We start from the raw sequence: 24404 nt of genomic DNA, 5'->3' as shown, positions 1-24404 counted from the left end.
CTTGCAGGATGCGCGATCCCTGTGGGAGCGGGTTTACCCGCGAAGAGGCCAGCAAATAAAACGCCAATCTATCGTTCATAAAACAGAACGCTAAAGCCAAAAACCACTATCTACCGCTCCAAAGGTGATGGTTTTAATCTTCTCCCATCAACGCGAAACACCCAACTTACTGAAAACAGAAACCCTTAGGAGCAACGACCATGACCAACTTCAAATACAACCGCCTGAACAAAGACGACGCCGCCGTACTGCTGGTCGATCACCAGGCTGGCCTGCTGTCCCTGGTCCGTGACATCGAACCAGACGCGTTCAAGAACAATGTGCTGGCGCTGGCTGACCTGGCCAAGTTCTTCAACCTGCCGACCATCCTCACCACCAGCTTCGAGCAAGGCCCCAACGGCCCGCTGGTGCCAGAGCTGAAAGCCCTGTTCCCGGACGCCCCGTACATCGCCCGCCCAGGCCAGATCAACGCCTGGGACAACGAAGATTTCGTCAGGGCGGTAAAGGCCACCGGTAAGAAGCAGCTGATCATCGCCGGCGTCGTGACAGAAGTGTGTGTGGCCTTCCCGGCCCTGGCGGCCCTGGAAGAAGAGTTCGATGTGTTCGTGGTGACCGACGCCTCCGGCACCTTCAACGCCATGACCCGCGACGCCGCCCACAACCGCATGAGCCAGGCCGGTGCGCAACTGATGACCTGGTTCGGCGTGGCGTGTGAGCTGCACCGCGACTGGCGCAACGACGTCGAAGGCCTGGCCGCGCTGTGCTCCAACCACATCCCGGACTACCGCAACCTGATGACCAGCTACAACGCCTTCAACGCCGGCAAGTAAGCCGACCGCCCCGGGCACCGCCAGTCGGTGCCCGCCAAGGGCAGCACACCCATCCAATCCACCGCCCGTTCGCCGTTGCACAGTGAATGCGGGCACGCTCATCTCAAGGAACGCCGATGAACACCGCACTCCAACACAACCGCGAAGTGGTGACCGTATGCCTGCAACACCAGGTTCTCGCTAGCCCGACGAACTCCACGCCGGCCCAACCGCCACGCTGGAAGCAGGCGTTGCTGACCTACCTGGTGATCTGCCCCATGACCATGATCATTCCGCAGCTGCTAGCGCCGCTGTTCGCACGCTTCCCGCAGCTGGGCGGCCCGATCACCGGCAACCTGATCGTCAACCTGTTCGTCATCCTGCCCGTGGTGTTCTACATCATGCCTTGGGTAACCCGCCGCTGCGCCAACTGGCTGCGCGGGCAGCAAAAGGTTTGAACACGGCTAACCTTCTTCAACCCACCGCACATCCAGCCAAGCCCTGACCTTGCGTCAACCGGCATGCTTCGCAGTCGCCCTGCCGGCCCCAGTCGGAGAAGCCTATGTCCCAGGACCGCAACGACAAGACCCGTCGCCAGTTCCTCGCTACCAGCACCGTGCTCGGTGCGGCCGGCGCGCTCTGGTCCGCATTGCCCTTCGCCGGCCAGGCCGGTTCCGCTCACGCATCCATCCAAGGAGGTTCCATGACCGCTGACCTGATTCTGTTCAATGGCAAACTGCACACCGTTGACCGCGAAAAACCTACCGCGACTGCTGTCGCGATCAAGGATGGGCGCTTCATCGCCGTGGGCAACGATGCCGAGGCCATGGCCCACAAGGGCACTACCACGCAGATCATCAACCTCAAGCAGCGCACGGTCATCCCCGGCCTGAACGACTCGCACCTGCACCTGATCCGCGGTGGCCTGAACTACAACCTGGAGCTGCGCTGGGAAGGCGTGCCGTCGGTGGCCGATGCCCTGCGCATGCTCAAGGACCAGGCTGCGCGCACGCCCACCCCGCAGTGGGTACGCGTGGTGGGCGGCTGGAACGAATTCCAGTTTGCCGAAAAACGCATGCCCACCCTTGAGGAGATCAACCAGGCTGCGCCCGACACCCCGGTGTTCCTGTTGCACCTGTATGACCGCGCGCTGCTCAACCGCGCTGCGCTCAAGGCGGTCGGCTACGACAAGGCCACCCCGAACCCGCCGGGTGGCGAAATCCAGCGCGACAAGTTCGGCAACCCCACCGGCATGCTGATCGCCCGCCCGAACGCAATGATTCTCTACGCTACCTTGGCCAAAGGGCCGAAGCTGCCACTGGAGTATCAGGTCAATTCGACCCGCCAGTTCATGCGTGAACTGAACCGCCTGGGCCTGACCAGTGCCATTGACGCCGGCGGCGGCTACCAGAACTTCCCCGACGACTATTCGGTTATCCAGGAGCTGGCCGACAATAACCAGCTGACCGTGCGCATCGCCTATAACCTGTTTACCCAGAAGCCCAAGGAAGAGCTGGACGACTTCAAGAAGTGGACCTCCAGCGTCAAGCTGCACAGCGGCACCGACTTCCTGCGCCATAACGGCGCCGGCGAAATGCTGGTGTTCTCCGCCGCCGACTTCGAGGACTTCCTCGAGCCACGCCCGGACCTGCCACAGACCATGGAAGAGGAGCTGGAACCGGTGGTGCGGCACTTGGTCGAGCAGCGCTGGCCATTCCGCCTGCACGCCACCTACAACGAATCGATCACGCGCATGCTCGACGTGTTCGAGAAGGTCAACCGCGACATCCCGTTCAACGGCCTGCCGTGGTTCTTCGACCACGCCGAAACCATCACCCCACAGAACATCGAGCGCGTGCGCGCCTTGGGCGGTGGTATCGCCGTCCAGGACCGCATGGCCTTCCAGGGTGAGTACTTCGTCGACCGCTACGGCGCCAAGGCTGCCGAGCAGACCCCGCCCATCAAGCGCATGCTCGACATGGGCGTGCCTGTGGGGGCCGGCACCGATGCCACCCGCGTGTCCAGCTACAACCCGTGGACCTCGCTGTACTGGCTGGTCAGCGGCAAGACCGTCGGCGGCATGGAGTTGTACCCGGAAGGCCTGGACCGCGACACCGCACTGCAACTGTTCACCCAAGGCAGCGCGTGGTTCTCCAGCGAGCAGGGCAAGAAGGGCCAGATCAAGGTGGGCCAGCTGGCCGACCTGGCGGCGCTGTCGCTGGACTTTTTCAGTGTTGAGGAAGAGGCGATCAAGGGCATCGAGTCGGTGCTGACCATCGTCGATGGCAAGGTGGTGTACGGCGCTGGCGAGTTCGACAAGCTTGGCCCTGCGCAGGTGCCGGTACTGCCGGAGTGGTCGCCGGTGGCCAAGGTGCCGGGGCACTGGCGCGTGGGTACGCCATCTTTGGTAGCCGCCGTGCACCAGTGCAGCGGGCCATGCGGGGTGCATGCGCACAGCCATGAGAAGGCACGGCATTCGAGTGTCCCGGTGAGTGACTTCCAGGGCTTCTGGGGTTCGCTGGGTTGTTCCTGCTTTGCTTTCTGAGCTGCTTTGCCTGGATAAATGACGGCCGCTTCGCCGGACAAGCCCGCTCCCACAGGTTCACCACCCATCCCGAGGGCAGTGGGGTAACTTGTGGGAGCGGGCTTGTCCCGCGAAAGGGCCGTGACTGACAGCCACCGACTCACGCCATGTCGCTGATCGCAAATTCCTCAGCCAGATGATCGATCAGCGCCCGCACCGACGGCAGTAACCCCCGCCGCGACGGGAAGATCGCATGCACGATGCCGCAACGCGGGTGCCACTCAGGCAGCAATTCCACCAAGCGCCCCGAAGCCAGGTCCTCGCGAACCGCCACCCTCGGCAAGTGCGCGATCCCCACCCCGGCCACCACGAAATGGCGCAGTGCAAACAGGTCATCGGTCACCATGCGCGGTGTGTGCGGGATGACGATGCTGCGGCTGTTGTCCTCACCCTGGAACAGTTCCCACTGGTACTCGCGCTGGGCACTGCCCCAATGCACGCTGGGTAGCGTGCCCAGCAGCTGCGGGTCAAACCCTTTGGGCAGTTGCGCCAGGTAGTGCGGCTGGCCGACCAGGCACTGGGTGCTGTTGCTCAGCACCTTCATCACCATGTCGGTGTTCTCCAGCGGCGGAAAGCGCACGCGCAGGGCGATGTCGAAGCCCTCGTGCAGCAGGTCGACACGGCGGTTGGTACTTTCGATGAACAACTCCACCTGCGGGTACTTGAGCATGTAGCGGGTCAGCATCGGCCCGACCCAGGAGTTGAGCAGGGTGGTCGGGCAACTGATGCGCACCAGCCCGCGCGGCTCGCTGCGGTTGCGTTCGATGATTTCCGCCGCGCCCTCGGCCTCCACGCGCATGGCCAGGCAACGGTTGTAGTAGGCCTGGCCGATCTCGGTCGGCGAGCAGTGCCGGCTGGTGCGGTGCAGCAGGCGCACGCCCAGGCGGTCTTCAAGGTCGGCGATGCGCCGGCTGAGTTTCGACTTGGGCATGTCCAGCGCCCGCCCGGCCGGGGCGAAGCCGCCGTGCTCCACGACTTGGGTGAAGTAGTAGAGGGAGTTGAGGTCTTCCAATGATCGTTCTCCAAACGGAACGCTAAGGGCGGTTTTCGCAGTCTAGTGCAGCAAAGGTGATGATTTTAATCTGTGCCCATCAACGCGAAACACACCGGATTGCTGAAAGATTCATAACCCTTCAGGCCGGTGCGCAGCTGATGACTTGGTTCGGCGTGGCCTGCGAGCTGCACCGCGACTGGCGCAACGATGTCGAAGGGCTGGCTGCGCTGTGCTCCAACCACATTCCGGATTATCGCAATTTGATGACCAGCTATAACGCGCTGACTGCGGGTAAGTAAGCAAACCAGTAGCAGTACGCACAAAGGCCGGCTCCCTCTGCAGGGAGCCGGCTTTTTTTGTTTGCTGTACCGGCCTCTTCGCGGGCACGCCCGCTCCCACAGGTACTGCACAGTTTCAGAACCAGTGGTGATCCTGTGGGAGCGGGTTCACCCGCGAAGAGGGCGGTACAGGCAGCATCAATTCATGGGCTGTGGCTCAATCCCTTTCCGCAACGACTCAAGCAACCTTCTGCCGTTTCGAGCGCATTCAGGTTGCTCCGGAACAGGCTTTTGCCTGTGTCATCTGTTCACGCAGGAGGGGGTGGGCACGACGTGGCCCCACGCTATAAACCTTTCTCGGAAATCTCCTACATGAAAGAGCGGAAGGCATAACGGCGCTAAACGGGCACGCCGAGAGCAAACTGAGCACCCGGAAATTTTTCAGGAGTGACTCCATGCGCAGCGCCAACGCTAGCTTGAAAAGTGTAAGGCATGACCTTACACTCAACCATCGGTGATAAGAAGTTTCAGGCACAAAGGCCTGAGGCTGCTCCATCAGCATCGTGACACGTCTGGAGTGCGTGCAGATCATGTGAATCGCTTGCGGCGTTTACTGGCTTCTCTTGAAGTTGCACAAACCGCAGCAGACATGAACCGGCCGGGTTACCGTCTTCATCCTCTGCACGGAAAGCTGGAAAGCTATTGGGCAGTAAATGTCTCGGGTAACTGGCGAGTGGTGTTCCGCTTCGTGGGTACCGATGTGGAGCTTGTTGACTATCTGGATTATCACTAGGAGCTTGAGTCATGCCTATGTTCGATCCTCCCCATCCTGGGGAGTCTTTGCGAGAAGATGTGTTGCCCGCAATTGGCATGAACGTTTCTGAGTTAGCTCGCCACCTCGGCTATTCGCGGGGGCAGTTGTCCACGGTACTCAATGGGCGCGCCGCCATTTCTGCCGATCTTGCTTATCGGCTTGAGCTGGCAGGCCTGGGGCCTGCCCGGCAATACCTTGCCGAACAGGCAGCTTACGATCTTTGGCAAGCCGCTCAGCGTGAGCATCCTCAAATAGAGCGGTTGGTGTTCGCCTGACTACTCAAACCGCATCCGAATCAAACAACCGCTCCAGCTCCACCCGCGCCTCCTTGGCCGTCTGCATCACCTTGGCCCGGTCATCGCGTACCTGCCCCTGGGCCACCAGCACTTCTTCGTCATGCTGGGTAAACCGTGCGATACGGTCCGCCGCCTGTTCATCGCTCAAGCCCAACCCCACCAGCGCGCGGCGGGTCATTTCCAGGCTGGAGTAGAACGTCTCGCGAATCGGCTCGGCGCCTGCATCCACCAACTTGTGCACATGCTGGCGGTTACGTGCCCGGGCCAGCACCTTCAGGTGCGGGTACAGGCGTTTCACCCGTTCAGCGGTATGAATGGCGGCTTCTGGGTCATCGATGGTGATGATGAAGTACTCCGCTTCACCCACCTTGGCGGCGTGCAGCACCTCGGGGCGCAGCGGGTCGCCGTAGAACACCGGCACCTGTTCGAACATGCGGGTCATCTCGATGGCGTCCACTGAGGTTTCCAGGGCTATGAACGGGATTTTTTGTGCCCGCAGGATGCGCGCGACGATCTGGCCCATGCGGCCCATGCCGACGATCACCACCCGCGGCGTATCCGTCTGGATCTGCTTGTACTGCTCGGGCACTTCACGCGCCGGTTGCGGGCGTTTGAGGGCGCGGGCGCAGCCCAGCATCAGCAGCGGGGTGATGGCCATCGACAGGGTAATGGTCATCAGCAGCAGGTCGTAGGTCTGGGTGTCGAACAGGCCTTGGTCCTTGCCCAGCTTGAAGACCACGAAGGCGAACTCGCCACCGGCCGCCAGTACCATGCCCAGGCGCAGGGCGCTGGCGCTGTTCAGGCCACCGACCAGGCGCCCGACGCCGATCAGCAGCACCAGCTTTACTGCTACCAGCAGCAGGGTCAGGCCCAGTACCACCAGCGGCATATCCAGCAGCAGGCGAAGGTTGGCGCCCATGCCCACGCTGATGAAAAACAAACCCAGCAGCAGGCCCTTGAACGGCTCGATCTGCGATTCCAGCTCGTGGCGGTATTCCGAGTCGGCCAGCAGCAGGCCGGCGAGGAAGGCGCCCAGGGCCATGGATATACCCGCTTCTTCCATCAGCCAGGCGGTGCCGATCACTACCAGCAGTGCGGTGGCAGTAGACACTTCCGGCAGGCCGGTGCGGGCCACGGTGCGGAACACCGGGCGCAACAGATAGCGACCACCGATGATCACCACGGCGATGCTGGCGAATACCTTCAGGCCGTGTTGCAGGCTATCGCCGTGGCTGGCGTCCGGCCCACTGGCGGCCAGTAGCGGTACCAGGGCAATCAGCGGGATCGCAGCGATGTCCTGAAACAGCAGGATGGCGAACGCCAGGCGGCCGTGCGGGGCGTTGAGCTGCTTGCTCTCGGCCAGGCTTTGCAGGCCAAGGGCGGTGGACGACAGCGCCAGGCCCAGGCCGAGGACGATGGCTGCCGGCAGCGTCTGGCTGAAGCCGAACAGGGCAATGGCACCGAGCAGCGCGCCGGTCAGCAGCACCTGCGCGGTACCCACACCGAACACCGACTTGCGCATCAGCCACAGGCGCTTGGGCGACAGCTCCAGGCCAATGATGAACAGCAGCAGGACCACGCCCAGCTCGGAAATGTGCGCCACGCTTTCGGTGTCGCGGATCAGGCCAAGTGCCTGCGGGCCGATGGCTACACCGGCCAGCAGGTAGCCGAGCACGGCACCCAGTTGCAGGCGCTTGGCCAGGGGGACGGCGACGACGGCCGCGAGCAGAAAGATCACCGCGGTTTGCAGAAGGCTGCCTTCGTGTGGCATTGGCTCTTACTCCATGAGCTGCCGGGGCAGCATTTGAACAGTTTGGCCGACGATTTTGAGGGGTGGAGGGGGGGCAGACAATCAGCTGTCCGGGAGAAACATTGTCCCGTAAAGAAGGACAGTTGCCGCAGGGCGCTGTCAAACGCAGGTTCTGCTGCTGGGGCTGAAATTTCCAGGGCCGCTTTGCAGCCAGGGCAATTTAACTGCTCCCCGGCCGGTACTGCAGGGCCTCGGCCAGATGTGGCCGGCCGATTGCCTCACAACCCTCGAGGTCCGCCAGTGTCCGCGCCACTTTCAACAACCGGTGCGCTGCCCGCAACGACAAGGTCAACCGTTCGCAGGCCCCTTCCAGCCAAGCTTGGTCCGCCGCCGTCAATCCGCAATGGCGACGCAACCCGTCGAGGTCGAGAAACGCATTCACGCACCCTTGGCGGCGCTGCTGTACCTCCCGCGCCTGCGCTACCCTGGCTGCCACATCGGCACTGGCTTCACCACAGGGCTGATTGTTCAGCGTGGTGCTTTCGCGAGCCACGGTCAGGTGCAGGTCGATGCGGTCCAGCAGCGGCCCTGATAGCTTGTTGCGGTACCGCGCGATCTGCTCGGTGCTGCAGCGGCAGCGGCCAGTAGGGTCGCCCAAGTAGCCGCAAGGGCATGGGTTCATCGCCGCCACCAGCTGAAAGCGCGCCGGAAAGCGCACTTTGTCGCGTGCCCGGGCAATCACGATCTCGCCCGACTCCAGCGGCTCGCGCAGCACCTCCAGCACACGCCGCTCGAACTCTGGCAGTTCATCGAGAAACAGCACGCCATGGTGGGCGAGGGTGATTTCGCCCGGTTGCGGCCGGCTGCTGCCTCCAACCAGTGCCGGGCCGGATGCGGAGTGGTGGGGATGGCGAAACGGTCGCTGCGGCCAACTGCTCAGAGGTGTATGCCCGCTGACCGACTGAATGGCAGCCACCTCGAGCGCCTCGTGCTCGTCCAGCGGTGGCAGCAGCCCCGGCAGGCGGCTGGCGAGCAAGGTCTTGCCGGTGCCGGGTGGCCCGGTGAACAGCAGGTTGTGCGCCCCAGCCGCCGCCAGCATCAACGCGCGCTTGGCCGCCAGTTGGCCCTGCACCTCGCTCAGGTCAGGGTAGGGACGTTGATTCAGGATCAAGCCATTGGCCGCGTACGGCGGCAATGGCACCTGGCCGTTCAGGTGGGCGACCAACTCCAGCAGGTGGCCCACCGCATACACCACCAGCCCGCCTGCCAGGCTGGCTTCCTCGGCATTTTCCCGTGGCACCACCAGCGCCCGGCCTGCTTCGCGTGCCGCCAGGGCCGCAGGTAGCACGCCCTGGACAGGGCGCAATTTCCCCGAAAGCGCCAGTTCGCCCAGGCATTCCATATCGGCCAGGGTGGCAGTCGGCACCTGGCCATCTGCGGCGAGGATACCCAGGGCAATGGCCAAGTCATAGCGCCCGCCATCCTTGGGCAGGTCGGCGGGGGCGAGGTTCTGGGTAATGCGCCGCTGCGGGTAGCTAAGCCCGGAGTTGACGATGGCGCTGCGTACCCGGTCCTTGCTTTCCTTGACCGTGGTTTCTGGCAGGCCGACCAGAGTGAGATGGGGCAGGCCGTTGGCCAGGTGGGTTTCGACGCTGACCGCGGGTGCCTGCACACCCACCTGGGCGCGGCTGTGGACGAGGGCTAGTGACATGGACGCTCCGTTGTCGCTGAAAAGGGCCGCTTCCTGCGGCTGGGTCAAGGATAGCGATGGTGGCCACGACAGGCGCAACAAGTGTGCGTCGTGGTTTTGCAGAGCAGGTTTTTTCCCTGTGTTTTCTTTAAAATCGGCAAAAAATGGATCCAATAATCTTTGCGCAGGTGGGTGGTATGGCTTAGTGTTGTTGGGCAAATGCCGTTGCCATGGGATGGCACAGCGTCTTCTTTCAAATGGACTTGAGGTATTGCGCCGTGCAAACGCTCGCCCAAACGCGCCAGGTGATTCGCGAACTGGTGCAGGCCAATTCATTCATTGAACTCACCCGGTGTTTCGACAGCCTTGAGGCGCAATGGCGCCAAGCCGCGCCCGGCGAGTTCCCGGCCTACCTGGCGGCCATCGAAGGGCACATGCTGGTGGACCTGGAAAACCAGGGTGACAGGGCCCTGAGCCAAGTGCTCAAAGCCTGGATTGATGCCTGCCCCAAGGCTTACCACCCGCAAGTGGTAATGGGCATGCACTGTTTCCACCGGGCCTGCCAGGTGCAGGATGGTGGCCAACGCAACGCTGCCCGCTTGCTGGCCGTCGAGCAAATTTGTGAAACCGCGACCGCGCACCTGTTGCGTGCAATGGACCGCTCTGCACAACCCGTGGCAGCGGCCATTGGCATGCTGCGTGTCAGTGCGCAACTGCGCGAACCTGGCTGGTTGATCGAACTGTTTCAGGGGCAGCCTGCGCGGTACAGGCCCAGTGCCCATGCCGATGTGGAAGCGCAGGAAGCCGCAGCCCCCTTGCTCGTGAAGTACGGGCTGTTGCCCTTGGCCGAGCTGCCCCAAGCATTACCGGCGTGCCTGAGCAGGCGGGCCGATCACGAAAACGAAGCACCACGCTATTACTGGTTGCGCCATGCGCTGGTGGCCCGCCCTGGTTGTTTCGAAGCGATCCAGGCGCTGGCCGTTTACCTGTTGCCCCGTTGGGGTGCCAGTTTTGATGCGCTGGACCTGTTGGCCAATGGGCCGTTGTGCGATGGGTGGGACGAAGCGCTGCGCAATGCGTTGCGCTGGATGGCCGTCGAAGAACGGCTGAAGCTGCCACATGCCGAGCAGTTGCAGGCCGTCGCGGATTGGCAGCAACTGTTCGATAGCTGGCTGCAACGCCCGCTAAGGCCCAGGGAAAGCGCCGTCGTGCTGGCCTGGCGAGGCGCGCTGCGCAGCAGTGCCTTGCAAGACCATGCAGGCGGTATGCGTGATTTCGCCGCGAGCTTGGCATGCAACGCCAGTCATGGCGCCATCCCTGCGATGGGCGAGCCATTTCGCTGTTTTGTCGGGCTGATACTGTGTGATGGCATGGCAGATGAGCATCAGCTGTTGCGCACCGCCATCGAGCGCCTGTGTGAAGGCCGCTCGCATGCTGGCGCTTGTGCAATGCGCGCTGCCGGGCATCGCTTCGGCCTGTGGGGGCTGCCGCGTTCGGCCGAGCAGGCAAGGCTCTGGTCACAGGTGGCGGTGACCCGCCAGCGCGCGGGCCATGCGCCAGGCTTCGATGTGCTCGCTGTGGCGCGGCTGCTGTGGGCTGCCAACCGGCACGAGGTGGCTTGTTACCTGTACGAGCGCTTTGCGGAGCTGAGCTTGCCGGGTGCTGCCCTTGGCCTGTACGAGCTGCACAGCGGCGGCCTGGGCAACACCCCGGCGCACTATCTGGACGACGAGACGGCTGAGTATTGGCTGCAGCGTGCGGTAGAGGCGGGCAGCAGGCAGGCCAAGTACAACCTCGCCTGCCTGCGTATGGAGGGTGATGAGGACCTGAGTGAGCGAAGTGCCATGCTGGCTGTCAGGCGCCTGCTGGTCGATGCGCTGGGTAATCCGCACACCAATGCGCGTGCGCGCTTGCACCTGGGTATCCTGTTGCGCCAGTTTGGCGAAGTCCAGGAACGGGCCGAGGCCGTCGCCTACCTGTCGAGCCTGGTCGAGCACCCGGACCCGTGGGTTGCCGGACGGGCCAGCGCCGAACTGGGGCTGGCCTGGATGCAGGGGCGCGGCACTCGCAAGCAGAGCCGTTTTGCTGCCATCGAATGGGCCAACCGTGCGGTTGCCTTGCAGCCTGGGGATTCAGCCATCGAAAACATCCAGGCCGAGATCCTCAACTCGCACAACCGGGTGAAGACCCTGGTTACCCAGTGTGGTGCGACCCTGTTTCGCGGCACCTTGCACGCCAGCGAGTTGCCGCCGAAACAGGCAGTATCCGAGCCGGGCCGGCTACGGGCGTCGGCCTGATACCCTCAGGGCTTGGCGCCGAGGATGATGTGCGAGGCCTTGATCAGCGCAGTGGCCTTCACACCCGGTGCCAGGCCCAGCTCCTGCACGGCTTCGCGGGTCACGATGGCAAACACCTCGGTGCCGCCGGCCAGCTTCAGCACCACTTCGGCATTCACTGCACCATCACCCACCCGCACCACTTCGCCTTCCAGTGCGTTACGGGCCGATAGCTTGTAGCCGGCGGCGTCGGTCAGCAGTACCACCCACGGCGCCTTGACCAGCGCCACGGCGTCTTTGCCGACGTTGATGCTGAGGTTATGCAGGCTGGCCATGGTGACCACCGCTACCAGCTTTTCGCCGCCACCCAGGGTCAGCTCGACTTCGGCATTGACCGCGCCGGGCTGAACGTTGGTGACTTTGCCTTCAAAAACATTGCGTGCGCTGACTTTCATGGGGAACGCTCCGTGTAACAACCCGCGCCAGAGGGATTCAGGCGCGCACATAAACCCAGGCAGTCAGGCCCGATGCGAGCGTGACGGCGACGCGCTTGTAGTCGGCAACTTCATAGCGGTCCGCCGCCGCCAGCTCTTCTTCGCTGATCTGGAAGACCGTGCCGGCCACGCTGTCGTCGGCCTGGCTGCTGGGGGAAACGATGGGGTGATGGGACTTGCCGCTAGCCGCCAGCACAGCCGGGTCGGTGATCTCGACCCAGTCCTGTCGGTAGCCCGGCATGCGGTCGGCCTGGCCGCTCAGCTCACGGCCGAAGTTGGCCCGTTGCACGGCCTTGTCCTGCAGCGTGCCGTAGGAAAACAGCAGTACCGGGTATGCGCTGGAGGGCTGCATTCACTGATCCTGTGGGGTCGGGTTCAGCCGTGCTTCCAGCTCGGCTACTTGTTTTTCCAAAGCCTCCAGGCGAGCACGGGTGCGCGCCAGCACAACCATCTGGCTGTCGAATTCGTCACGGCTGACCAGGTCCAGCTTGCTGAAGGCACCTTGCATCAGCACCTTGAACTGGCTTTCCAGTTCTGCACGGGGCTGGGCGGTATCGCTGCTGAACAGGCGCGAGGCCTGGTCGCTCAGGGCATCGAGAAGGGCTTTGGGCGCAAGCATGGGGCAGTCCACTGAAACTTAGAATGGCCGGCAGTGTAGCACGCACAAACCGGACGTTTGGGTGCACGTTTTTCGCGCAATGCGCCCTGCCGGTGCGCACCGAAACTGTGCATGTTTCCCATGCTGGCGACTGGCCAATCCCGACCCTTTCGCATAACTCGCTGTTTTCCGGTGATTTGCCGGAACTGGCAAGGTTTCTGCAAAGACCTGTACGAGCCATGCACTGATGCAGTTCCTTGTGACCAAGCAGTGCGCACGCGGAGCCGGATGCCGACGACGCGTTACAAAGCCAACCGCTGCGCTTAGACTTGAGACGGGTTTGTTTTCCTGGGGCAAGTCCACCAAATCGGGAGAGAGTTTCATGAAGCTAGTCACAGCCATCATCAAGCCGTTCAAGCTGGACGACGTGCGCGAGTCGCTGTCGGAAATCGGCGTGCAGGGCATCACTGTTACTGAAGTCAAAGGCTTCGGCCGGCAGAAGGGCCACACCGAGCTGTATCGCGGTGCTGAATATGTGGTCGATTTTCTGCCCAAGGTGAAGATCGATGTTGCCATCGATGACAAGGACCTTGATCGGGTAATCGAAGCCATCACCAAGGCAGCCAACACCGGCAAGATCGGTGACGGCAAGATTTTCGTGGTGAATCTGGAGCAGGCGATCCGCATCCGTACCGGCGAAACCGATACCGACGCGATCTAAGCAGCAACAACGCCTCACCAAACCCAACGCCCCAGGAGAAAACAACATGACTCTGCGTAAGATCGCAGGGCTAGGAGCCCTATTGTCCCTCGTAATGCCCGGGCTTGCCTTGGCCGAGGAAGCCGCCCCAGCGCTGAACTCCGGTGACACCGCCTGGATGTTGACCGCAACGGCGCTGGTGCTGTTCATGACTATCCCGGGCCTGGCCCTGTTCTATGGCGGCATGGTGCGTTCCAAGAACGTGCTGTCGGTGATGATGCAATGCTTTGCAATCACCGGCCTGATGAGCATTCTCTGGGTCGTTTACGGCTACAGCATGGCCTTCGATACCACCGGTATGGAAAAGGGCGTGCTCAACTTCAACTCCTTCGTCGGGGGCTTCTCCAAGGCCTTCCTCAGCGGCGTCACGCCCGAGAACTTGACGTCGGCCACTGCACTCTTCCCTGAGGCGGTATTCATCACCTTCCAGATGACCTTCGCCATCATCACCCCGGCACTGATCGTGGGTGCCTTCGCCGAGCGCATGAAGTTCTCTGCGATGCTGGTGTTCATGGGCATCTGGTTCACCCTGGTGTATGCGCCGATCGCCCACATGGTGTGGAGCGGTGACGGTGCACTGATGTGGGACTGGGGCGTACTGGACTTCGCTGGCGGCACCGTGGTGCACATCAACGCCGGTATCGCAGGCCTGGTCTGCTGCCTGGTGCTGGGTAAGCGCAAGGGCTACCCGACCACCCCGATGGCCCCGCACAACCTGGGCTACACCCTGATGGGCGCGGCCATGCTGTGGATCGGCTGGTTCGGCTTCAACGCAGGCTCCGCCGCCGCCGCCAACGGCACCGCTGGCATGGCCATGCTGGTCACCCAGATCGCCACCGCTGCTGCTGCGCTGGGCTGGATGTTCGCCGAGTGGATTGGTCACGGTAAACCCAGCGCCCTGGGCATCGCTTCGGGTGTGGTTGCCGGCCTGGTTGCCATCACCCCGGCTGCAGGCACCGTGGGGCCGATGGGCGCCTTGGTGATCGGCCTGGCTTCGGGTGTGATCTGCTACTTCTGCGCCACCACCCTCAAGCGCAGGCTCGGCTATGACGATTCGCTGGATGCCTTCGGTGTACATGGTGTCGGCGGCATCATCGGGGCAATCCTTACCGGTGTGTTCGCAGCGCCGGCGCTGGGCGGCTTCGGCACCGTCACCGACATTGGCATGCAGGTCTGGATCCAGGCCAAAGGCGTGATCTTCACCGTGGTCTACACCGCCATCGTAACTTACGTGATCCTCAAGGTGCTGGATCTGGTAATGGGCCTGCGGGTCAACGAAGAAGAAGAGTCGGTCGGCCTCGACCTGGCTCAGCACAACGAACGCGGCTACAACCTGTAACTGCGACGCGGTAAAAACTTGCCCGGCTTGCCGGGCATTTTTTTGCCAGATTTTCAGCATTTCGCGCTTGGCAAACGGTTTATCCGGCACGTTCGCGACGTAGGTAAAAAACTTACAGGTCGCAGGGCGTTTATGGAGCTTTGCTTTTTCCACGGGCGCGCTAGAATGCGCGCCGAAGGGTGTTTGACGTGTAGTCCACACACTTCGCCAGCCTTTGCTAGGCTTGCCAATAGCGTGTGGCCAGCAGGGGCTAGATGGATTTGTCAGGTCCTGCCAGGAGCAGGGCCTGCTGGGTGCCGCCTCCCATCAGGAGCGCCGACCCAAGGGCAGTGGCCTAACCCACGGCCAGTTGAATTTTCACTGGTGGCTGCCGGTCTACGGCTGCACTGGTCTATAACTAACCTGCTTTCGCAAGTCATGAGGTAGAACATGAGCGACGACGATCTGGAAAACGACGACCTCGAAGTAGGCGATGAAGACGAGGTTGATGAAGGCCTCGAAGCGGCAGCTGACGATGTCGCCGAAGATGCGGGCGATGACGACAGCAGCCCGGCACCCGCTGCCAAGGGCAAGTCCAAGGCGGCTGTTTCGGTAGACGAACTGCCGAGCATGGAAGCCAAGCAGAAAGAGCGTGATGCACTGGCCAAGGCGATGGAAGAATTCCTTTCGCGCGGTGGCAAGGTGCAGGAAGTCGAGGCCAACGTGGTCGCCGACCCGCCCAAAAAGCCGGACAACAAGTACGGCAGCCGCCCTATCTGAGTGGCTGACCGCAAAAAAAGCCCGCCGTCGCTGCGGGCTTTTTTGTGGGCGTTTGCCGGTATATTTTCATTGCCAGTGAGATCGAGCGCAGCTCGCGATGCGCCGCGCGGGCGGCGCTCGATATACGCACCAACGCAAATTTCGAGGCGGTCTCTTGTCAGCGCCAGCGGGAAAGGAGGTCGGGCAGCTGCGACAGGCGCTGGATTTCGGCATCCGGTGCCTGCTCACCCGTCCAGGCCTTGCCCTGAGGGTTGAACCAGACGGCCCGTAGCCCTGCTCGCTGGGCGCCTGCGATGTCATCGCCGGGGTGGTCGCCGATGTGAACGGCGGCGCTGGCATCCGCCTCGCCTCGGCGCAGGGCTTCCAGGAACGGTGCCGGGTCCGGCTTGCCAATGCCGAGGTCCTCGGCGCACAGGGCAAAGCGGAAGTAGTCCGCCAGCCCCAACCGGCTCACGTCGGCGTTGCCGTTGGTGACCACGCCCAGGATGTAATGGTGACGCAGGACCTCCAGTACCGGCTGCACCTCGGGGAAGATCTCCACCTGGTGGCGAGCATGCAGGAACACTTCAAAGCCTTCGTTGGCCAGCGCCTGCGCTTGCTTCTCGCTGTAGCCGACCTCTTCCAGGGCATGGAACAGCACCCGTCGGCGCAGGGCGCTGATGCGGTGCTTGAGGCCGGGGTCGGCCTGTACCAGCCGCTCGCGAATGGCAAACAGGTGCTCCACCGGCACCCCGCCCAGGATCGGGGCGTTGGCTTCGAGCCAGTCGCGCAGCACGACTTCTGCGCTGGCGATGACCGGCGCGGTGTCCCACAGGGTGTCGTCGAGGTCGAACGTGATCAGCTTGATGCTCATGAGTCTGTGCCTTTGCTGCGTTTGGCCCGAGGGTGGGCGCTGTCGTACACCGCGGCCAGGTGCTGGAAGTCCAGGTGGGTGTAGATCTGCGTGGTGCTGATGTCGGCATGGCCGAGCATTTCCTGCACCGCCCGCAGGTCCTGGGACGATTCCAGCACATGGCTGGCGAAGGAATGGCGAAGCATGTGTGGGTGCAGGTGCTGGCCCAGCTCGCGCTCACCCGCCTTCTGCACACGTTGCTGCACAGCCCGTGGAGTGATGCGGTTGCCCTGGCGGGTGATGAACACCGCGCGGTCACGCGGGTTGCCGATGCCGCGCAGGCGGTACCAGGCGTGCAGCGCCTCGCGGGCTTTGCGGCCAACGGGCAGCACGCGGGCTTTGCCACCCTTGCCCAGCACCTGCACCAGCCCGGCGGCAAGGTCGATGTGATCGAGGTCGAGGTTGGTCAGCTCGGACAGGCGCAGGCCCGACGAGTAGAACAGTTCAAGGATCGCCTGGTCACGACGGGCAATAAAATCGTCATCGACGCCGCCATCAAGCAGCTGCAGGGCGCGGTCGGTGTCCAGCACCTTGGGCAACCGGCGCTCACCCTTGGGCGCGCTCAGGCCAGTGGCCGGGTCGTGCTGGCACAGGCCTTCGCGGTTGAGGTAGCGGTACAGGCCGCGCACCGCCGACAGCAGCCGTGCCAGGCTGCGGGAGGACTGGCCGTGGTGGTGCAGGCGGGCGATCAGTTGGCGCAGTTGCTGGATTTGCAGCGCTTGCCACCCGGCAATACCGTGTTCCTTGCAGTAAGCGGTGACCTTATCCAGGTCGCGACGGTAGCCCAGCAAGGTGTGCTCCGACACCTGGCGCTCGTTGCGCAGGTGTGCGCAATAAGCCTCCAGTTGGCGTTCCATCAGCGTACCGAGCGCAGGGTCTGGGTAACGCGCGGTACAACGCGGCCGAGCACTTCGGCGATGTAGCCAAGGAACAGGGTGCCGACGCTGCTCTTGTAGTGTTGCGGGTCGCGGCTGCCGATCGCCAGCACCCCGTGCAGCCCTTGGTATTCGAGGGTGGCCACGGCACTGGAGCCCACCTCCCGGCGCTGTTCCTCACCGAACAGAAAGGCCAGCTCATGCTCACGCAGGTTGCCACTGACCGTCTTGCCACCGCCCAGCAGAGCACCGATGGCCTGTTGCGCCTCGGTGTTGCTGACCCAGCGCCCGACCGGCGCGCCGTTGTCGCCGAACAGGATGAGGCTGACGAACGGCACCTGGAACTCCTGGCGCAGGCTGTCTTCGACCGCCATTACCACTTCTTCCAGGGTGCCGGCATCGAGCAGGTCGAGGATCAGCCGCCGGGTCTTGTCGAACAGCCGGTCGTTGTCGCGAGCCACATCCATCAATTGCGACAGGCGATGGCGCATCTCGATGTTACGGTCACGCAGCAGCTTGAGCTGACGTTCCACCAGCGACACGCTGTCGCCACGCTGATGCGGTATGCGCTGTTCGATCAGCAGTTCGTCGTGCTCGGCAAAGAAGGTGGGGTGGGCGCGCAGGTAGGCGACCACCGCTTCGGCATCGAGCTCGGCGGACTGCTGGGGTACAACCTGGGGCTGATCGGTCATGGCGGTTACTCGCTTAGAGACGAACCTGTCCTTCGTAGACGCGTACGGCCGGGCCGGTCATCACCACGGGCTTGCCGGGGCCGGCCCATTCGATGTGCAGGCGCCCACCGGGCAGGTCGAGGGATACCGGGGAATCCATCCAGCCTTGGCTGATGGCTGCCACGGCGGCGGCACAAGCACCGGTGCCGCAGGCCTGGGTTTCGCCCGCGCCGCGTTCCCACACACGCAGGTTGGCGCGGTGGCGGTCGATGACCTGGAGGAAGCCGGCATTCACCCGCTGCGGGAAGCGTGGGTGGTTTTCGATCTTCGGGCCCAGCTCATGCACGGGGGCAGTATGCACGTCATCGACGCGCAGCACGGCATGCGGGTTACCCATGGACACGGCGGCAATCGAATGCAGCTGGCCGTCGACTTCCAGTGGGTAGTTCAGCGCCTGCTCGTCAGCGACAAAGGGAATGTCGGCAGGGATGAAGCGCGGTGGGCCCATGTCGACACTCACCTGGCCGTCGTTCTGCACGTCCAGCACGATGATGCCGCTTTTGGTTTCCACGCGGATGCGCTTTTTCGCGGTCAGGCGCTTGTCCAGCACGAAGCGGGCGAAGCAGCGCGCACCGTTGCCGCACTGCTCCACTTCGGAGCCGTCGGCGTTGAAGATGCGGTAGCGGAAGTCCACTTCCGGGTTGTTCGGGGCCTCGACGATCAGCAACTGGTCGAAGCCGATGCCGGTATGCCGGTCACCCCATTGCTTGGCGTGCTTGGGCTGGATATGCGCGTGCTGGCTGACCAGGTCGAGGACCATGAAGTCGTTGCCCAGGCCATGCATCTTGGTAAAACGCAGCAGCATGGGCTTACTCCGGCAGCAGGCTTTCGCCAGCGTACAGTTCGGCGATGGTTTCGCGGCGGCGTACTTCGAACGCCTGGTCGCCGTCGACCAGGATTTCAGCGCAACGGCCACGGGTGTTGTAGTTGGAGCTCATGACAAAACCATAGGCGCCCGCGGACTGCACGGCCAGCAGATCGCCTTCGGCCAGGTTCAGCACACGGTCCTTGCCGAGGAAGTCGCCGGTCTCGCAGATCGGGCCGACCAGGTCGTAGGCACGGCCTTCACCCTCGCGTGGCACGACCGGGCTTACACCCATCCAGGCCTGGTAAAGCGCAGGGCGAATCAGGTCGTTCATCGCCGCATCGATGATGGCGAAGTCTTTGTGTTCGGTGTGCTTGAGGTATTCCACGCGGGTCAGCAGCACGCCAGCGTTGGCCACGATGTAGCGGCCCGGCTCGAACACCAAAGCCAGGTCGCGCGTGCCTACGCGTTCGCGAATAGCCTTGATGTAGTCGGCCACCAGCGGTGGTTCTTCGTCGCGGTAGCGCACGCCAACGCCGCCACCCAGGTCCAGATGGCGCAGGTGGATGCCGCAGTCGGCAAGGCGGTCGACCAGGTCCAGCAGGCGGTCCAGGGCATCGAGGAACGGCTCAACGGTGGTCAACTGGGAGCCGATGTGGCAGTCGACGCCAACCACTTCCAGGTTCGGCAACTGCGCGGCACGCACGTAGATGGCCTCGGCGTCGGCAATGGCGATGCCGAACTTGTTTTCTTTAAGGCCGGTGGAGATGTACGGGTGGGTACCGGCGTCAACGTCCGGGTTGACCCGCAGCGACACCGGGGCAACCTTGCCCATCTCGGCTGCCACGACTTGCAAACGCTCCAGTTCGTCGGTGGATTCGACGTTGAAGCAGTGCACACCCACTTCCAGGGCGCGGCGCATGTCTTCGCGGGTTTTGCCGACGCCAGAGAACACCACGCGGTCGGCGCGCCCGCCAGCGGCCAGCACGCGCTCCAGCTCACCACCGGAGACAATGTCGAAACCTGCGCCCAGGCGCGCCAGTACGTTCAACACGCCAAGGTTGGAGTTGGCCTTGACCGCGAAGCACACCAGGTGCTCGGTGCCTTGCAGGGCATCGGCGTAGTTACGGTACTGGGCCTCGATGTGGGCGCGCGAGTACACGTAGGTGGGGGTGCCGAAACGTTCGGCGACGGCCGACAGGGCCACCCCTTCCGCGAACAGCTGGCCGTCGCGGTAGTTGAAAGCGTTCATCTGGTTTCCTTACTGCGCAGGCGACTGCTCGGGCTCGGACTGCAGCTCCGGCTGCGCTTGCGCCGGCGCCGGCTGGGCTTTTGGCTGGTGCTGGTGCGACTTGTGCGCTTTGCCGTTATCGCCGTCTTCAGGCAGGTACAGCGGGCCTTTCTGGCCGCAGGCCGAAACGAGGCAGGCAACAGCGACCAGCGCCGCGAAGGAGGAAATCAGGCGCTTCATGGGTGAAATCCTTAGAAAAATGCAGTATTGCGCCCGAGTATACCGAGCGACCGGCGGCTTGCCTATGCAAGGGCCGGTCCGCCGGGCGGGCTATTCTTACCGCCTTCAATGGCTAATCTTTGCATTCGGCGCCAAGCGCCCGTATCTTGCCCGGCTTGCCTGTAACGCAGCCAATTTCGAGGTTCCTGCAATGAGTTTGAGTGAAGCGCGTTTCCATGATCTGGTCGACGCGACCCAACAGGCGTTGGAAGACCTGTTCGACGAGAGCGGCCTGGACCTGGACATGGAGAACTCCGCCGGTGTGCTCACCGTCAAGTTCGAAGGTGGCGCCCAGCTGATTTTCAGCCGCCAGGAACCGCTGCGCCAGCTGTGGCTCGCCGACCGCTCAGGTGGCTTCCACTTCGATTACGACGAAGAAAGCGGCAAGTGGGTGTGCGAGAAGAGCGAAGAGCTGTTGGGCGAAATGCTCGAGCGCATCGTCTGGGAGCGGGCCGGCGAGAAGCTGGACTTCGACGAGATCTGACATGAGCACCGCCCCGGCCCGTCCCCCCAAGCCGCTCTACAGCAACGTCAGCCCCGCTGTGCCATCACCGTGCATCAGCGTTTGCCGGCTGGACGAACAGCGGGTGTGCACTGGCTGCCAGCGGCATGTGGAGCACATTCGCGAATGGCGCTCGGCCGATGACGAACGGCGTCGGCAGATTTGCCGCGAGGCCCAGGCCCTGCGCGACCAGGCTAAGGCACACTGATAGCAAGGGCTTGAGTATTTGCCCGGCTGTGGTAGTGTCGGGTTTCTGCGTCGGTGACGCCAAAGCCTTCACAAACCCCGCCCTTGGGCGGGGTTTTGCTTTATCTGCACGACGAAAATCGCCTGTTCAAAGGAGTCTGACTGGATCATGAGCACCAAGCCTTCCCTCATCCTCACCCGATTGGACGTACAGCGTCTGCAGCGTCTGATCGACAGCCTCGACGAAAGTACGCCGGGTGTGCTCGCCCTGCAGGACGAGCTGGACCGCGCCGAGCAGGTGGTCGGTCACGATGAAGTGCCGGCGGGCGTGGTCACCATGAACTCGCGCGTGCACTGCCGTGAGGAAGCCAGCGGCAAGGACTACCACCTGACGTTGGTCTATCCGAAGGATGCCGGGCCGGAAGGTAATGTCTCGGTCCTGGCACCGATTGGCTGCGCCTTGCTGGGGCTGTCGGTGGGCGAGCAGATCGACTGGCCGGCACCGGGGGGCAAGACCCTCAAGCTGAAGCTGCTGGAAGTGGAGTACCAACCAGAAGCGGCGGGCGATTACGACCTGTAAGGCTCAAGGGGGCTGCAAGGCAGCCCTCGGTCATTCACCCAGCACCTGCTCCAGCCCCTCATTCAACGCCTGCTCCAGCACCCGCTTGTAGTTCAGGTACACCTGCGTCGCGCCCAGCCGGTCATCCAGCAGCTCGGACAAATCCAGATCGGTGATGTAGCACCGGTACTGTCCGGCAGCGCGCCGTTGCCCGATGATCTGCCTGGCCACCACCGCATACAGCTGCGCACCATGCTCCAGCTCGGAAAACTCTTGCTGGTCGCAGTACAGCGTCACATGCGCCGCACCCGCCACACCGGCCTGGATGATGGCTTGCACCTCATAGTAGGGCTGGTCGCTGCCCTCGACCGGGGCTTGGCGCGGCTCGAGGCTACGCGCCTTGCCAACGCCGGAAGGCAACAGTTGCGCATAGTGGATATCCAGTGAGGCAGCGCGCTGGGTATCCAGCGGCAGCCGGGCATCACGGCGCATCACCACCGAACGCAGGAACCGCTGCAGCGGCAGCAGCAGGTGGGCTTCGTCATGCAGGGGCAGGCGTTGCTGCCACAGGGCATTGTACTCATCCAGCACATACAACTCGGCCCAGCCACCTTGCAGGCGGTAGAACACCTGGATGCAAGCCGGGCGGCCCTGTTCCAGCACCAGGCGCAGGTCGTGGTCCAGCAGGGCGTTGGTATCCAGGTACAGCGGGCTGTAGGCGCTGCGTTCTTCGCCCAGGTGGGCCAGCAGCCCCTCGTGCTCGGCCAGGGTGGCCAGGCCTACATGCCCGGCCAACAGCTCCAGCACATGGGTGTGCTGGGCTACCTCTAGCAGGTAGCGGTGGTTGGCGCCCTGGTCCAGCAGCAGCTGCACCGTGTCAAAAATTTCCTCCACGCGCTGGCTGATGGCCTGTGCGCGGCTCGGGCAAAAGCAGCGTATCCGCACCCGTGGCCGGTGGCCCCGCAGCACCGGGCTATTGAGGAAGTCGCGCAGGCAGCGTACCAGCGCATGTTCGCCTTCGTAGCGCTGGACCAGCACTTCGTTCCAGCTGTTCAGGGTGACTTGGTCCAGGGTCAGTACCAGGTTCTCGCGCACGCCTGCGTAGCTCAACGAGTCGGTACGCTCGGTGGTCATCAGGATGTTCAGATCGCGGTGATGGCGCAGCGGGTCGATGGCGACGTTGACCAGCAACAAAACCTCGTCGGCAACGCTGGGCTGCAGCAGGCGCACTTCGCTGACGATCGGCAAGGGCAGGGGAATACTTTGCTGCAGGCAACCCATCAGGTTGAACAGCTCTAATTCACTGAGGTCGCTGGCGCCGGGGTGCAGCGCCATGCGCGTGCTGCTGTCGATCACGCCGTTACGATGGGCCCAGGCCAGCAGCTCGATCAGCTCGCGGCAGCGCTTTATCGGGCTGAAGTGCTCCACCTCGTGGGTGCTCAGGTTGCCGCAGTACAGCTCCCAGTGGTGGCTGCCGGGCTCCTTGCGGTTAGGTGCCTGAACCAGGGTCAGGGTCCCTTCGGCAAGGTCCGGGGCGATGCCGGGGTTGATCACCTCGACCTTGCCGGCGCGGCGCTCGAAGGCCGCGTACAGGCGCCGGCCCAGCACATTGAGGTCGCGCTGCTCGGCACGGCTGCTGGCGTTCTGGGTGCTGGCGAACTGGCTGAGGAAGCGGTAGCTGTGGTTCAGCTCGGCCACCAGTTCGCGGCGCTCGACAGCGACTTGCTGCACTTTCCATTGGCTACGGCTATCCAGCAGGGCCAACTGACGCTGGTCCCAGCCCCACTCGTCTGCCAGGCGCTGCAACAGCCGGCGCTGCCAGCCATTGGCGCGGCCTTGGTCGCTGAGCTTCTTGTTCACCTTCAGGTACAGGCTGCGCCGCACCCGTTCCAGGCGTGCGACCGCGCCGCGCTGCAGCAGGTAGCGCTCGATACGCCGATAGACCATGACGTAGGGGTCCAGTGCGTCGAGGTCGAGCTGATTGGCGAACACTGCCTGCTTGTAGTCCAGGCTCAGACAACGCACGGCGGGGTGTTCACTGGCGTAGGCCTCGGTCAGCAGCAGCTTGAGTAGCGACTTGTAGGGCGAATCGATGCCCTTGAACAGTTGCCACAGGCCGGCACCGACGAACTCGCCGGGTGGAACGTGTGCCAGGTTGCCGAGATCGAGAGTGTCCTGGCTGCGGATGAAGCGTTTGGTCAGCAGGGTCTGGGTGTAGGCGTGATAATTGTGTTCCTGGTAGACGGGCACCAGCCACCACAGTGGTGTCCGGCCTGCCAGCCAGAGGGTGGTGCGGTAGAACTCATCCAGCAGCAGGTAGTGCTGGGTGGTGCCGCAGTCATCGGAGCCCAGCTGGCCGTCGCGCTGGCCTTGGGCAAAGCCTTGCGTGTCGATCAGGAAGAAGTGCGCCTCGGCGCCCAGGCTTGCTGCCCAGTCCTCCAGCAATTGGCACTTGCGGCGCAGTTCTTCCAGCAAATGCTCGGGCAAGCCGGGCGCATGGCACACCCACAGGTCCATGTCGCTATGCTCGGCCTGGGCCAGCGAGCCCAGGCTGCCCATCAGAAACAATCCGTGGATAGGGCGCGGCGGGTTGCCATGGCGGGCTTTGTAGGTGAACGAGCGGGCCAGGCGCTGGGCCTCGACCACCAGCTCGGCACCTGGCTCGTAACCCGATACGCCCGCAGGCGTGCTACCCGAGACGTAGCCCGGCAATAATGGGTGGTTCACGTGAAACAGCAGCGGCAGTAGCGTCAGTACCTGTTGCTGGCGTGTCGACAGGCCTTCCATAGCCCGCTGCAGGCGCCCTTGATTCAGTTGCAGGAAACGCGCACGCAATGTTGCCAGGACCTTGCGGTCGATGCCTTCGTCCAGGTCAGGGCGGATTTCGTGAGGGTGATTCATTG

The 24404-nt window shown here is 63.2% G+C and carries 25 protein-coding genes and 1 pseudogene; 13 read left to right on the top strand and 13 right to left on the bottom strand.

All coding sequences use genetic code 11. The features are described 5' to 3' along the window. Window positions 1-200 precede the first annotated feature (200 nt). The 3 genes from ycaC (at window position 201) to CKW35_RS14705 (ending at window position 3354) form a co-directional block, all read left to right on the top strand. Window positions 201-830 carry an isochorismate family cysteine hydrolase YcaC gene (gene ycaC / locus CKW35_RS14715; protein ID WP_016489791.1) on the top strand — a complete coding sequence of 210 codons (630 nt, stop codon included), beginning with the start codon at window positions 201-203 and terminating at the stop codon, window positions 828-830. 116 nt (window positions 831-946) lie between these two features. After that, entirely contained in the window at window positions 947-1267 is a 321-nt protein-coding gene (locus CKW35_RS14710) for a hypothetical protein (protein ID WP_016489790.1), read from the top strand. A gap of 245 nt (window positions 1268-1512) precedes the next feature. Further along, the gene (locus CKW35_RS14705; RefSeq protein ID WP_177434966.1) at window positions 1513-3354 is read left to right on the top strand and encodes an amidohydrolase; all 1842 of its coding nucleotides are present in this window, start codon (window positions 1513-1515) and stop codon (window positions 3352-3354) included. 139 nt (window positions 3355-3493) lie between these two features. Here the strand turns inward: CKW35_RS14705 and CKW35_RS14700 are convergent, their stop codons facing one another. Next, entirely contained in the window at window positions 3494-4405 is a 912-nt protein-coding gene (locus tag CKW35_RS14700) for a LysR substrate-binding domain-containing protein (RefSeq protein ID WP_095116221.1), read from the bottom strand. A 122-nt stretch (window positions 4406-4527) separates the two neighbouring features. Here CKW35_RS14700 and CKW35_RS14695 point away from each other — a divergent pair. The 3 genes and pseudogenes from CKW35_RS14695 to CKW35_RS14685 form a co-directional block, all read left to right on the top strand. Next, window positions 4528-4686: pseudogene (locus tag CKW35_RS14695) on the top strand (hydrolase); the annotation flags it as partial. A 493-nt stretch (window positions 4687-5179) separates the two neighbouring features. Continuing rightward, window positions 5180-5458, top strand: a complete 279-nt coding sequence (locus CKW35_RS14690) for a type II toxin-antitoxin system RelE/ParE family toxin (RefSeq protein ID WP_080642829.1) — start codon at window positions 5180-5182, stop codon at window positions 5456-5458. A gap of 11 nt (window positions 5459-5469) precedes the next feature. After that, window positions 5470-5754: a HigA family addiction module antitoxin gene (locus CKW35_RS14685; protein WP_024717670.1), complete on the top strand. Its 285-nt coding sequence runs from the start codon at window positions 5470-5472 to the stop codon at window positions 5752-5754. A 4-nt stretch (window positions 5755-5758) separates the two neighbouring features. Here CKW35_RS14685 and CKW35_RS14680 read toward each other — a convergent pair whose 3' ends face one another. Next, the gene (locus tag CKW35_RS14680) at window positions 5759-7546 is read right to left on the bottom strand and encodes a monovalent cation:proton antiporter-2 (CPA2) family protein (protein ID WP_095116218.1); all 1788 of its coding nucleotides are present in this window, start codon (window positions 7544-7546) and stop codon (window positions 5759-5761) included. A gap of 199 nt (window positions 7547-7745) precedes the next feature. Beyond that, window positions 7746-9236, bottom strand: a complete 1491-nt coding sequence (locus CKW35_RS14675; protein WP_024717669.1) for a YifB family Mg chelatase-like AAA ATPase — start codon at window positions 9234-9236, stop codon at window positions 7746-7748. Window positions 9237-9493: 257 nt separating this feature from the next. Here CKW35_RS14675 and CKW35_RS14670 point away from each other — a divergent pair, with 257 nt between their 5' ends. Next, complete coding sequence (locus CKW35_RS14670; RefSeq protein ID WP_095116215.1) at window positions 9494-11512, top strand: DUF4034 domain-containing protein; 2019 nt, start codon at window positions 9494-9496, stop codon at window positions 11510-11512. Between the two features lie 5 nt (window positions 11513-11517). Here CKW35_RS14670 and CKW35_RS14665 read toward each other — a convergent pair whose 3' ends face one another. Genes CKW35_RS14665 through CKW35_RS14655 form a run of 3 tightly spaced genes read right to left on the bottom strand, consistent with a single transcriptional unit; the run spans window position 11518 to window position 12604 of the window. After that, entirely contained in the window at window positions 11518-11946 is a 429-nt protein-coding gene (locus CKW35_RS14665) for a molybdopterin-binding protein (RefSeq protein WP_016489777.1), read from the bottom strand. A 37-nt stretch (window positions 11947-11983) separates the two neighbouring features. Next, a complete protein-coding gene (locus tag CKW35_RS14660; protein ID WP_016489776.1) occupies window positions 11984-12337 on the bottom strand; it encodes a gamma-glutamylcyclotransferase family protein in 354 nt (117 codons plus the stop codon). Beyond that, on the bottom strand, window positions 12338-12604 hold the full coding sequence (locus CKW35_RS14655; protein ID WP_024717668.1) for an accessory factor UbiK family protein: 267 nt from the start codon (window positions 12602-12604) through the stop codon (window positions 12338-12340). A gap of 361 nt (window positions 12605-12965) precedes the next feature. Here CKW35_RS14655 and glnK point away from each other — a divergent pair, with 361 nt between their 5' ends. From glnK to sutA, 3 genes are all read left to right on the top strand, one after another. Continuing rightward, window positions 12966-13304, top strand: a complete 339-nt coding sequence (glnK, locus tag CKW35_RS14650) for a P-II family nitrogen regulator (protein WP_002555808.1) — start codon at window positions 12966-12968, stop codon at window positions 13302-13304. Window positions 13305-13350: 46 nt separating this feature from the next. Beyond that, window positions 13351-14682, top strand: a complete 1332-nt coding sequence (locus CKW35_RS14645; RefSeq protein ID WP_016489775.1) for an ammonium transporter — start codon at window positions 13351-13353, stop codon at window positions 14680-14682. Window positions 14683-15111: 429 nt separating this feature from the next. Then, window positions 15112-15441: a transcriptional regulator SutA gene (sutA, locus tag CKW35_RS14640; protein WP_016489774.1), complete on the top strand. Its 330-nt coding sequence runs from the start codon at window positions 15112-15114 to the stop codon at window positions 15439-15441. A 157-nt stretch (window positions 15442-15598) separates the two neighbouring features. Here sutA and CKW35_RS14635 read toward each other — a convergent pair whose 3' ends face one another. From CKW35_RS14635 to CKW35_RS14610, 6 genes are read right to left on the bottom strand one after another with little or no spacing between them, the layout of a single operon-like run. Beyond that, a complete protein-coding gene (locus CKW35_RS14635) occupies window positions 15599-16294 on the bottom strand; it encodes an HAD family hydrolase (RefSeq protein ID WP_095116213.1) in 696 nt (231 codons plus the stop codon). Continuing rightward, window positions 16291-17190: a tyrosine recombinase XerC gene (xerC, locus tag CKW35_RS14630; RefSeq protein ID WP_016489772.1), complete on the bottom strand. Its 900-nt coding sequence runs from the start codon at window positions 17188-17190 to the stop codon at window positions 16291-16293. The genes CKW35_RS14635 and xerC overlap by 4 nt, the downstream gene beginning before the upstream one ends. After that, complete coding sequence (locus CKW35_RS14625) at window positions 17190-17900, bottom strand: DUF484 family protein (RefSeq protein WP_060519688.1); 711 nt, start codon at window positions 17898-17900, stop codon at window positions 17190-17192. The genes xerC and CKW35_RS14625 overlap by 1 nt, the downstream gene beginning before the upstream one ends. Window positions 17901-17913: 13 nt before the next feature. Continuing rightward, window positions 17914-18744, bottom strand: coding sequence for a diaminopimelate epimerase (dapF, locus tag CKW35_RS14620; protein ID WP_016489770.1), 831 nt, complete (start codon window positions 18742-18744; stop codon window positions 17914-17916). Between the two features lie 4 nt (window positions 18745-18748). Then, window positions 18749-19996, bottom strand: a complete 1248-nt coding sequence (lysA, locus tag CKW35_RS14615) for a diaminopimelate decarboxylase (protein WP_023047197.1) — start codon at window positions 19994-19996, stop codon at window positions 18749-18751. Window positions 19997-20005: 9 nt separating this feature from the next. Next, window positions 20006-20215: a lipoprotein gene (locus CKW35_RS14610; RefSeq protein WP_016489768.1), complete on the bottom strand. Its 210-nt coding sequence runs from the start codon at window positions 20213-20215 to the stop codon at window positions 20006-20008. A gap of 190 nt (window positions 20216-20405) precedes the next feature. On the opposite strand from CKW35_RS14610, the gene cyaY reads away from it, so the two are divergent. The 3 genes from cyaY (at window position 20406) to rnk (ending at window position 21522) form a co-directional block, all read left to right on the top strand. Then, a complete protein-coding gene (cyaY, locus tag CKW35_RS14605) occupies window positions 20406-20738 on the top strand; it encodes an iron donor protein CyaY (protein WP_016489767.1) in 333 nt (110 codons plus the stop codon). Window position 20739: 1 nt separating this feature from the next. After that, window positions 20740-20964 carry a DUF1289 domain-containing protein gene (locus CKW35_RS14600; RefSeq protein ID WP_016489766.1) on the top strand — a complete coding sequence of 75 codons (225 nt, stop codon included), beginning with the start codon at window positions 20740-20742 and terminating at the stop codon, window positions 20962-20964. 147 nt (window positions 20965-21111) lie between these two features. Next, window positions 21112-21522, top strand: coding sequence for a nucleoside diphosphate kinase regulator (gene rnk / locus CKW35_RS14595; RefSeq protein WP_016489765.1), 411 nt, complete (start codon window positions 21112-21114; stop codon window positions 21520-21522). 30 nt (window positions 21523-21552) lie between these two features. Here rnk and CKW35_RS14590 read toward each other — a convergent pair whose 3' ends face one another. After that, window positions 21553-24402 carry a class I adenylate cyclase gene (locus tag CKW35_RS14590; protein WP_095116211.1) on the bottom strand — a complete coding sequence of 950 codons (2850 nt, stop codon included), beginning with the start codon at window positions 24400-24402 and terminating at the stop codon, window positions 21553-21555. Window positions 24403-24404: the final 2 nt, after the last annotated feature.

Source organism: Pseudomonas sp. Irchel 3F3 (genome assembly GCF_900187545.1).
Lineage (GTDB): Bacteria > Pseudomonadota > Gammaproteobacteria > Pseudomonadales > Pseudomonadaceae > Aquipseudomonas > Aquipseudomonas fortuita.
Note: the sequence above shows the minus strand (reverse complement) of the source record. Positions and strands in the feature narration are given on the sequence as shown.

Excerpts from the sequence above, each read along its gene's own strand:
- ycaC (WP_016489791.1), top strand. The coding sequence starts at position 201 with ATGACCAACTTCAAATACAACCGCCTGAACAAAGACGACGCCGCCGTA.
- CKW35_RS14710 (WP_016489790.1), top strand. The coding sequence starts at position 947 with ATGAACACCGCACTCCAACACAACCGCGAAGTGGTGACCGTATGCCTG.
- CKW35_RS14705 (WP_177434966.1), top strand. The coding sequence starts at position 1,513 with ATGACCGCTGACCTGATTCTGTTCAATGGCAAACTGCACACCGTTGAC.
- CKW35_RS14685 (WP_024717670.1), top strand. The coding sequence starts at position 5,470 with ATGCCTATGTTCGATCCTCCCCATCCTGGGGAGTCTTTGCGAGAAGAT.
- CKW35_RS14680 (WP_095116218.1), bottom strand. The coding sequence starts at position 7,546 with ATGCCACACGAAGGCAGCCTTCTGCAAACCGCGGTGATCTTTCTGCTC.
- CKW35_RS14675 (WP_024717669.1), bottom strand. The coding sequence starts at position 9,236 with ATGTCACTAGCCCTCGTCCACAGCCGCGCCCAGGTGGGTGTGCAGGCA.
- CKW35_RS14665 (WP_016489777.1), bottom strand. The coding sequence starts at position 11,946 with ATGAAAGTCAGCGCACGCAATGTTTTTGAAGGCAAAGTCACCAACGTT.
- CKW35_RS14660 (WP_016489776.1), bottom strand. The coding sequence starts at position 12,337 with ATGCAGCCCTCCAGCGCATACCCGGTACTGCTGTTTTCCTACGGCACG.
- CKW35_RS14655 (WP_024717668.1), bottom strand. The coding sequence starts at position 12,604 with ATGCTTGCGCCCAAAGCCCTTCTCGATGCCCTGAGCGACCAGGCCTCG.
- glnK (WP_002555808.1), top strand. The coding sequence starts at position 12,966 with ATGAAGCTAGTCACAGCCATCATCAAGCCGTTCAAGCTGGACGACGTG.
- CKW35_RS14645 (WP_016489775.1), top strand. The coding sequence starts at position 13,351 with ATGACTCTGCGTAAGATCGCAGGGCTAGGAGCCCTATTGTCCCTCGTA.
- sutA (WP_016489774.1), top strand. The coding sequence starts at position 15,112 with ATGAGCGACGACGATCTGGAAAACGACGACCTCGAAGTAGGCGATGAA.
- CKW35_RS14635 (WP_095116213.1), bottom strand. The coding sequence starts at position 16,294 with ATGAGCATCAAGCTGATCACGTTCGACCTCGACGACACCCTGTGGGAC.
- xerC (WP_016489772.1), bottom strand. The coding sequence starts at position 17,190 with ATGGAACGCCAACTGGAGGCTTATTGCGCACACCTGCGCAACGAGCGC.
- CKW35_RS14625 (WP_060519688.1), bottom strand. The coding sequence starts at position 17,900 with ATGACCGATCAGCCCCAGGTTGTACCCCAGCAGTCCGCCGAGCTCGAT.
- dapF (WP_016489770.1), bottom strand. The coding sequence starts at position 18,744 with ATGCTGCTGCGTTTTACCAAGATGCATGGCCTGGGCAACGACTTCATG.
- lysA (WP_023047197.1), bottom strand. The coding sequence starts at position 19,996 with ATGAACGCTTTCAACTACCGCGACGGCCAGCTGTTCGCGGAAGGGGTG.
- CKW35_RS14610 (WP_016489768.1), bottom strand. The coding sequence starts at position 20,215 with ATGAAGCGCCTGATTTCCTCCTTCGCGGCGCTGGTCGCTGTTGCCTGC.
- cyaY (WP_016489767.1), top strand. The coding sequence starts at position 20,406 with ATGAGTTTGAGTGAAGCGCGTTTCCATGATCTGGTCGACGCGACCCAA.
- CKW35_RS14600 (WP_016489766.1), top strand. The coding sequence starts at position 20,740 with ATGAGCACCGCCCCGGCCCGTCCCCCCAAGCCGCTCTACAGCAACGTC.
- rnk (WP_016489765.1), top strand. The coding sequence starts at position 21,112 with ATGAGCACCAAGCCTTCCCTCATCCTCACCCGATTGGACGTACAGCGT.
- CKW35_RS14590 (WP_095116211.1), bottom strand. The coding sequence starts at position 24,402 with ATGAATCACCCTCACGAAATCCGCCCTGACCTGGACGAAGGCATCGAC.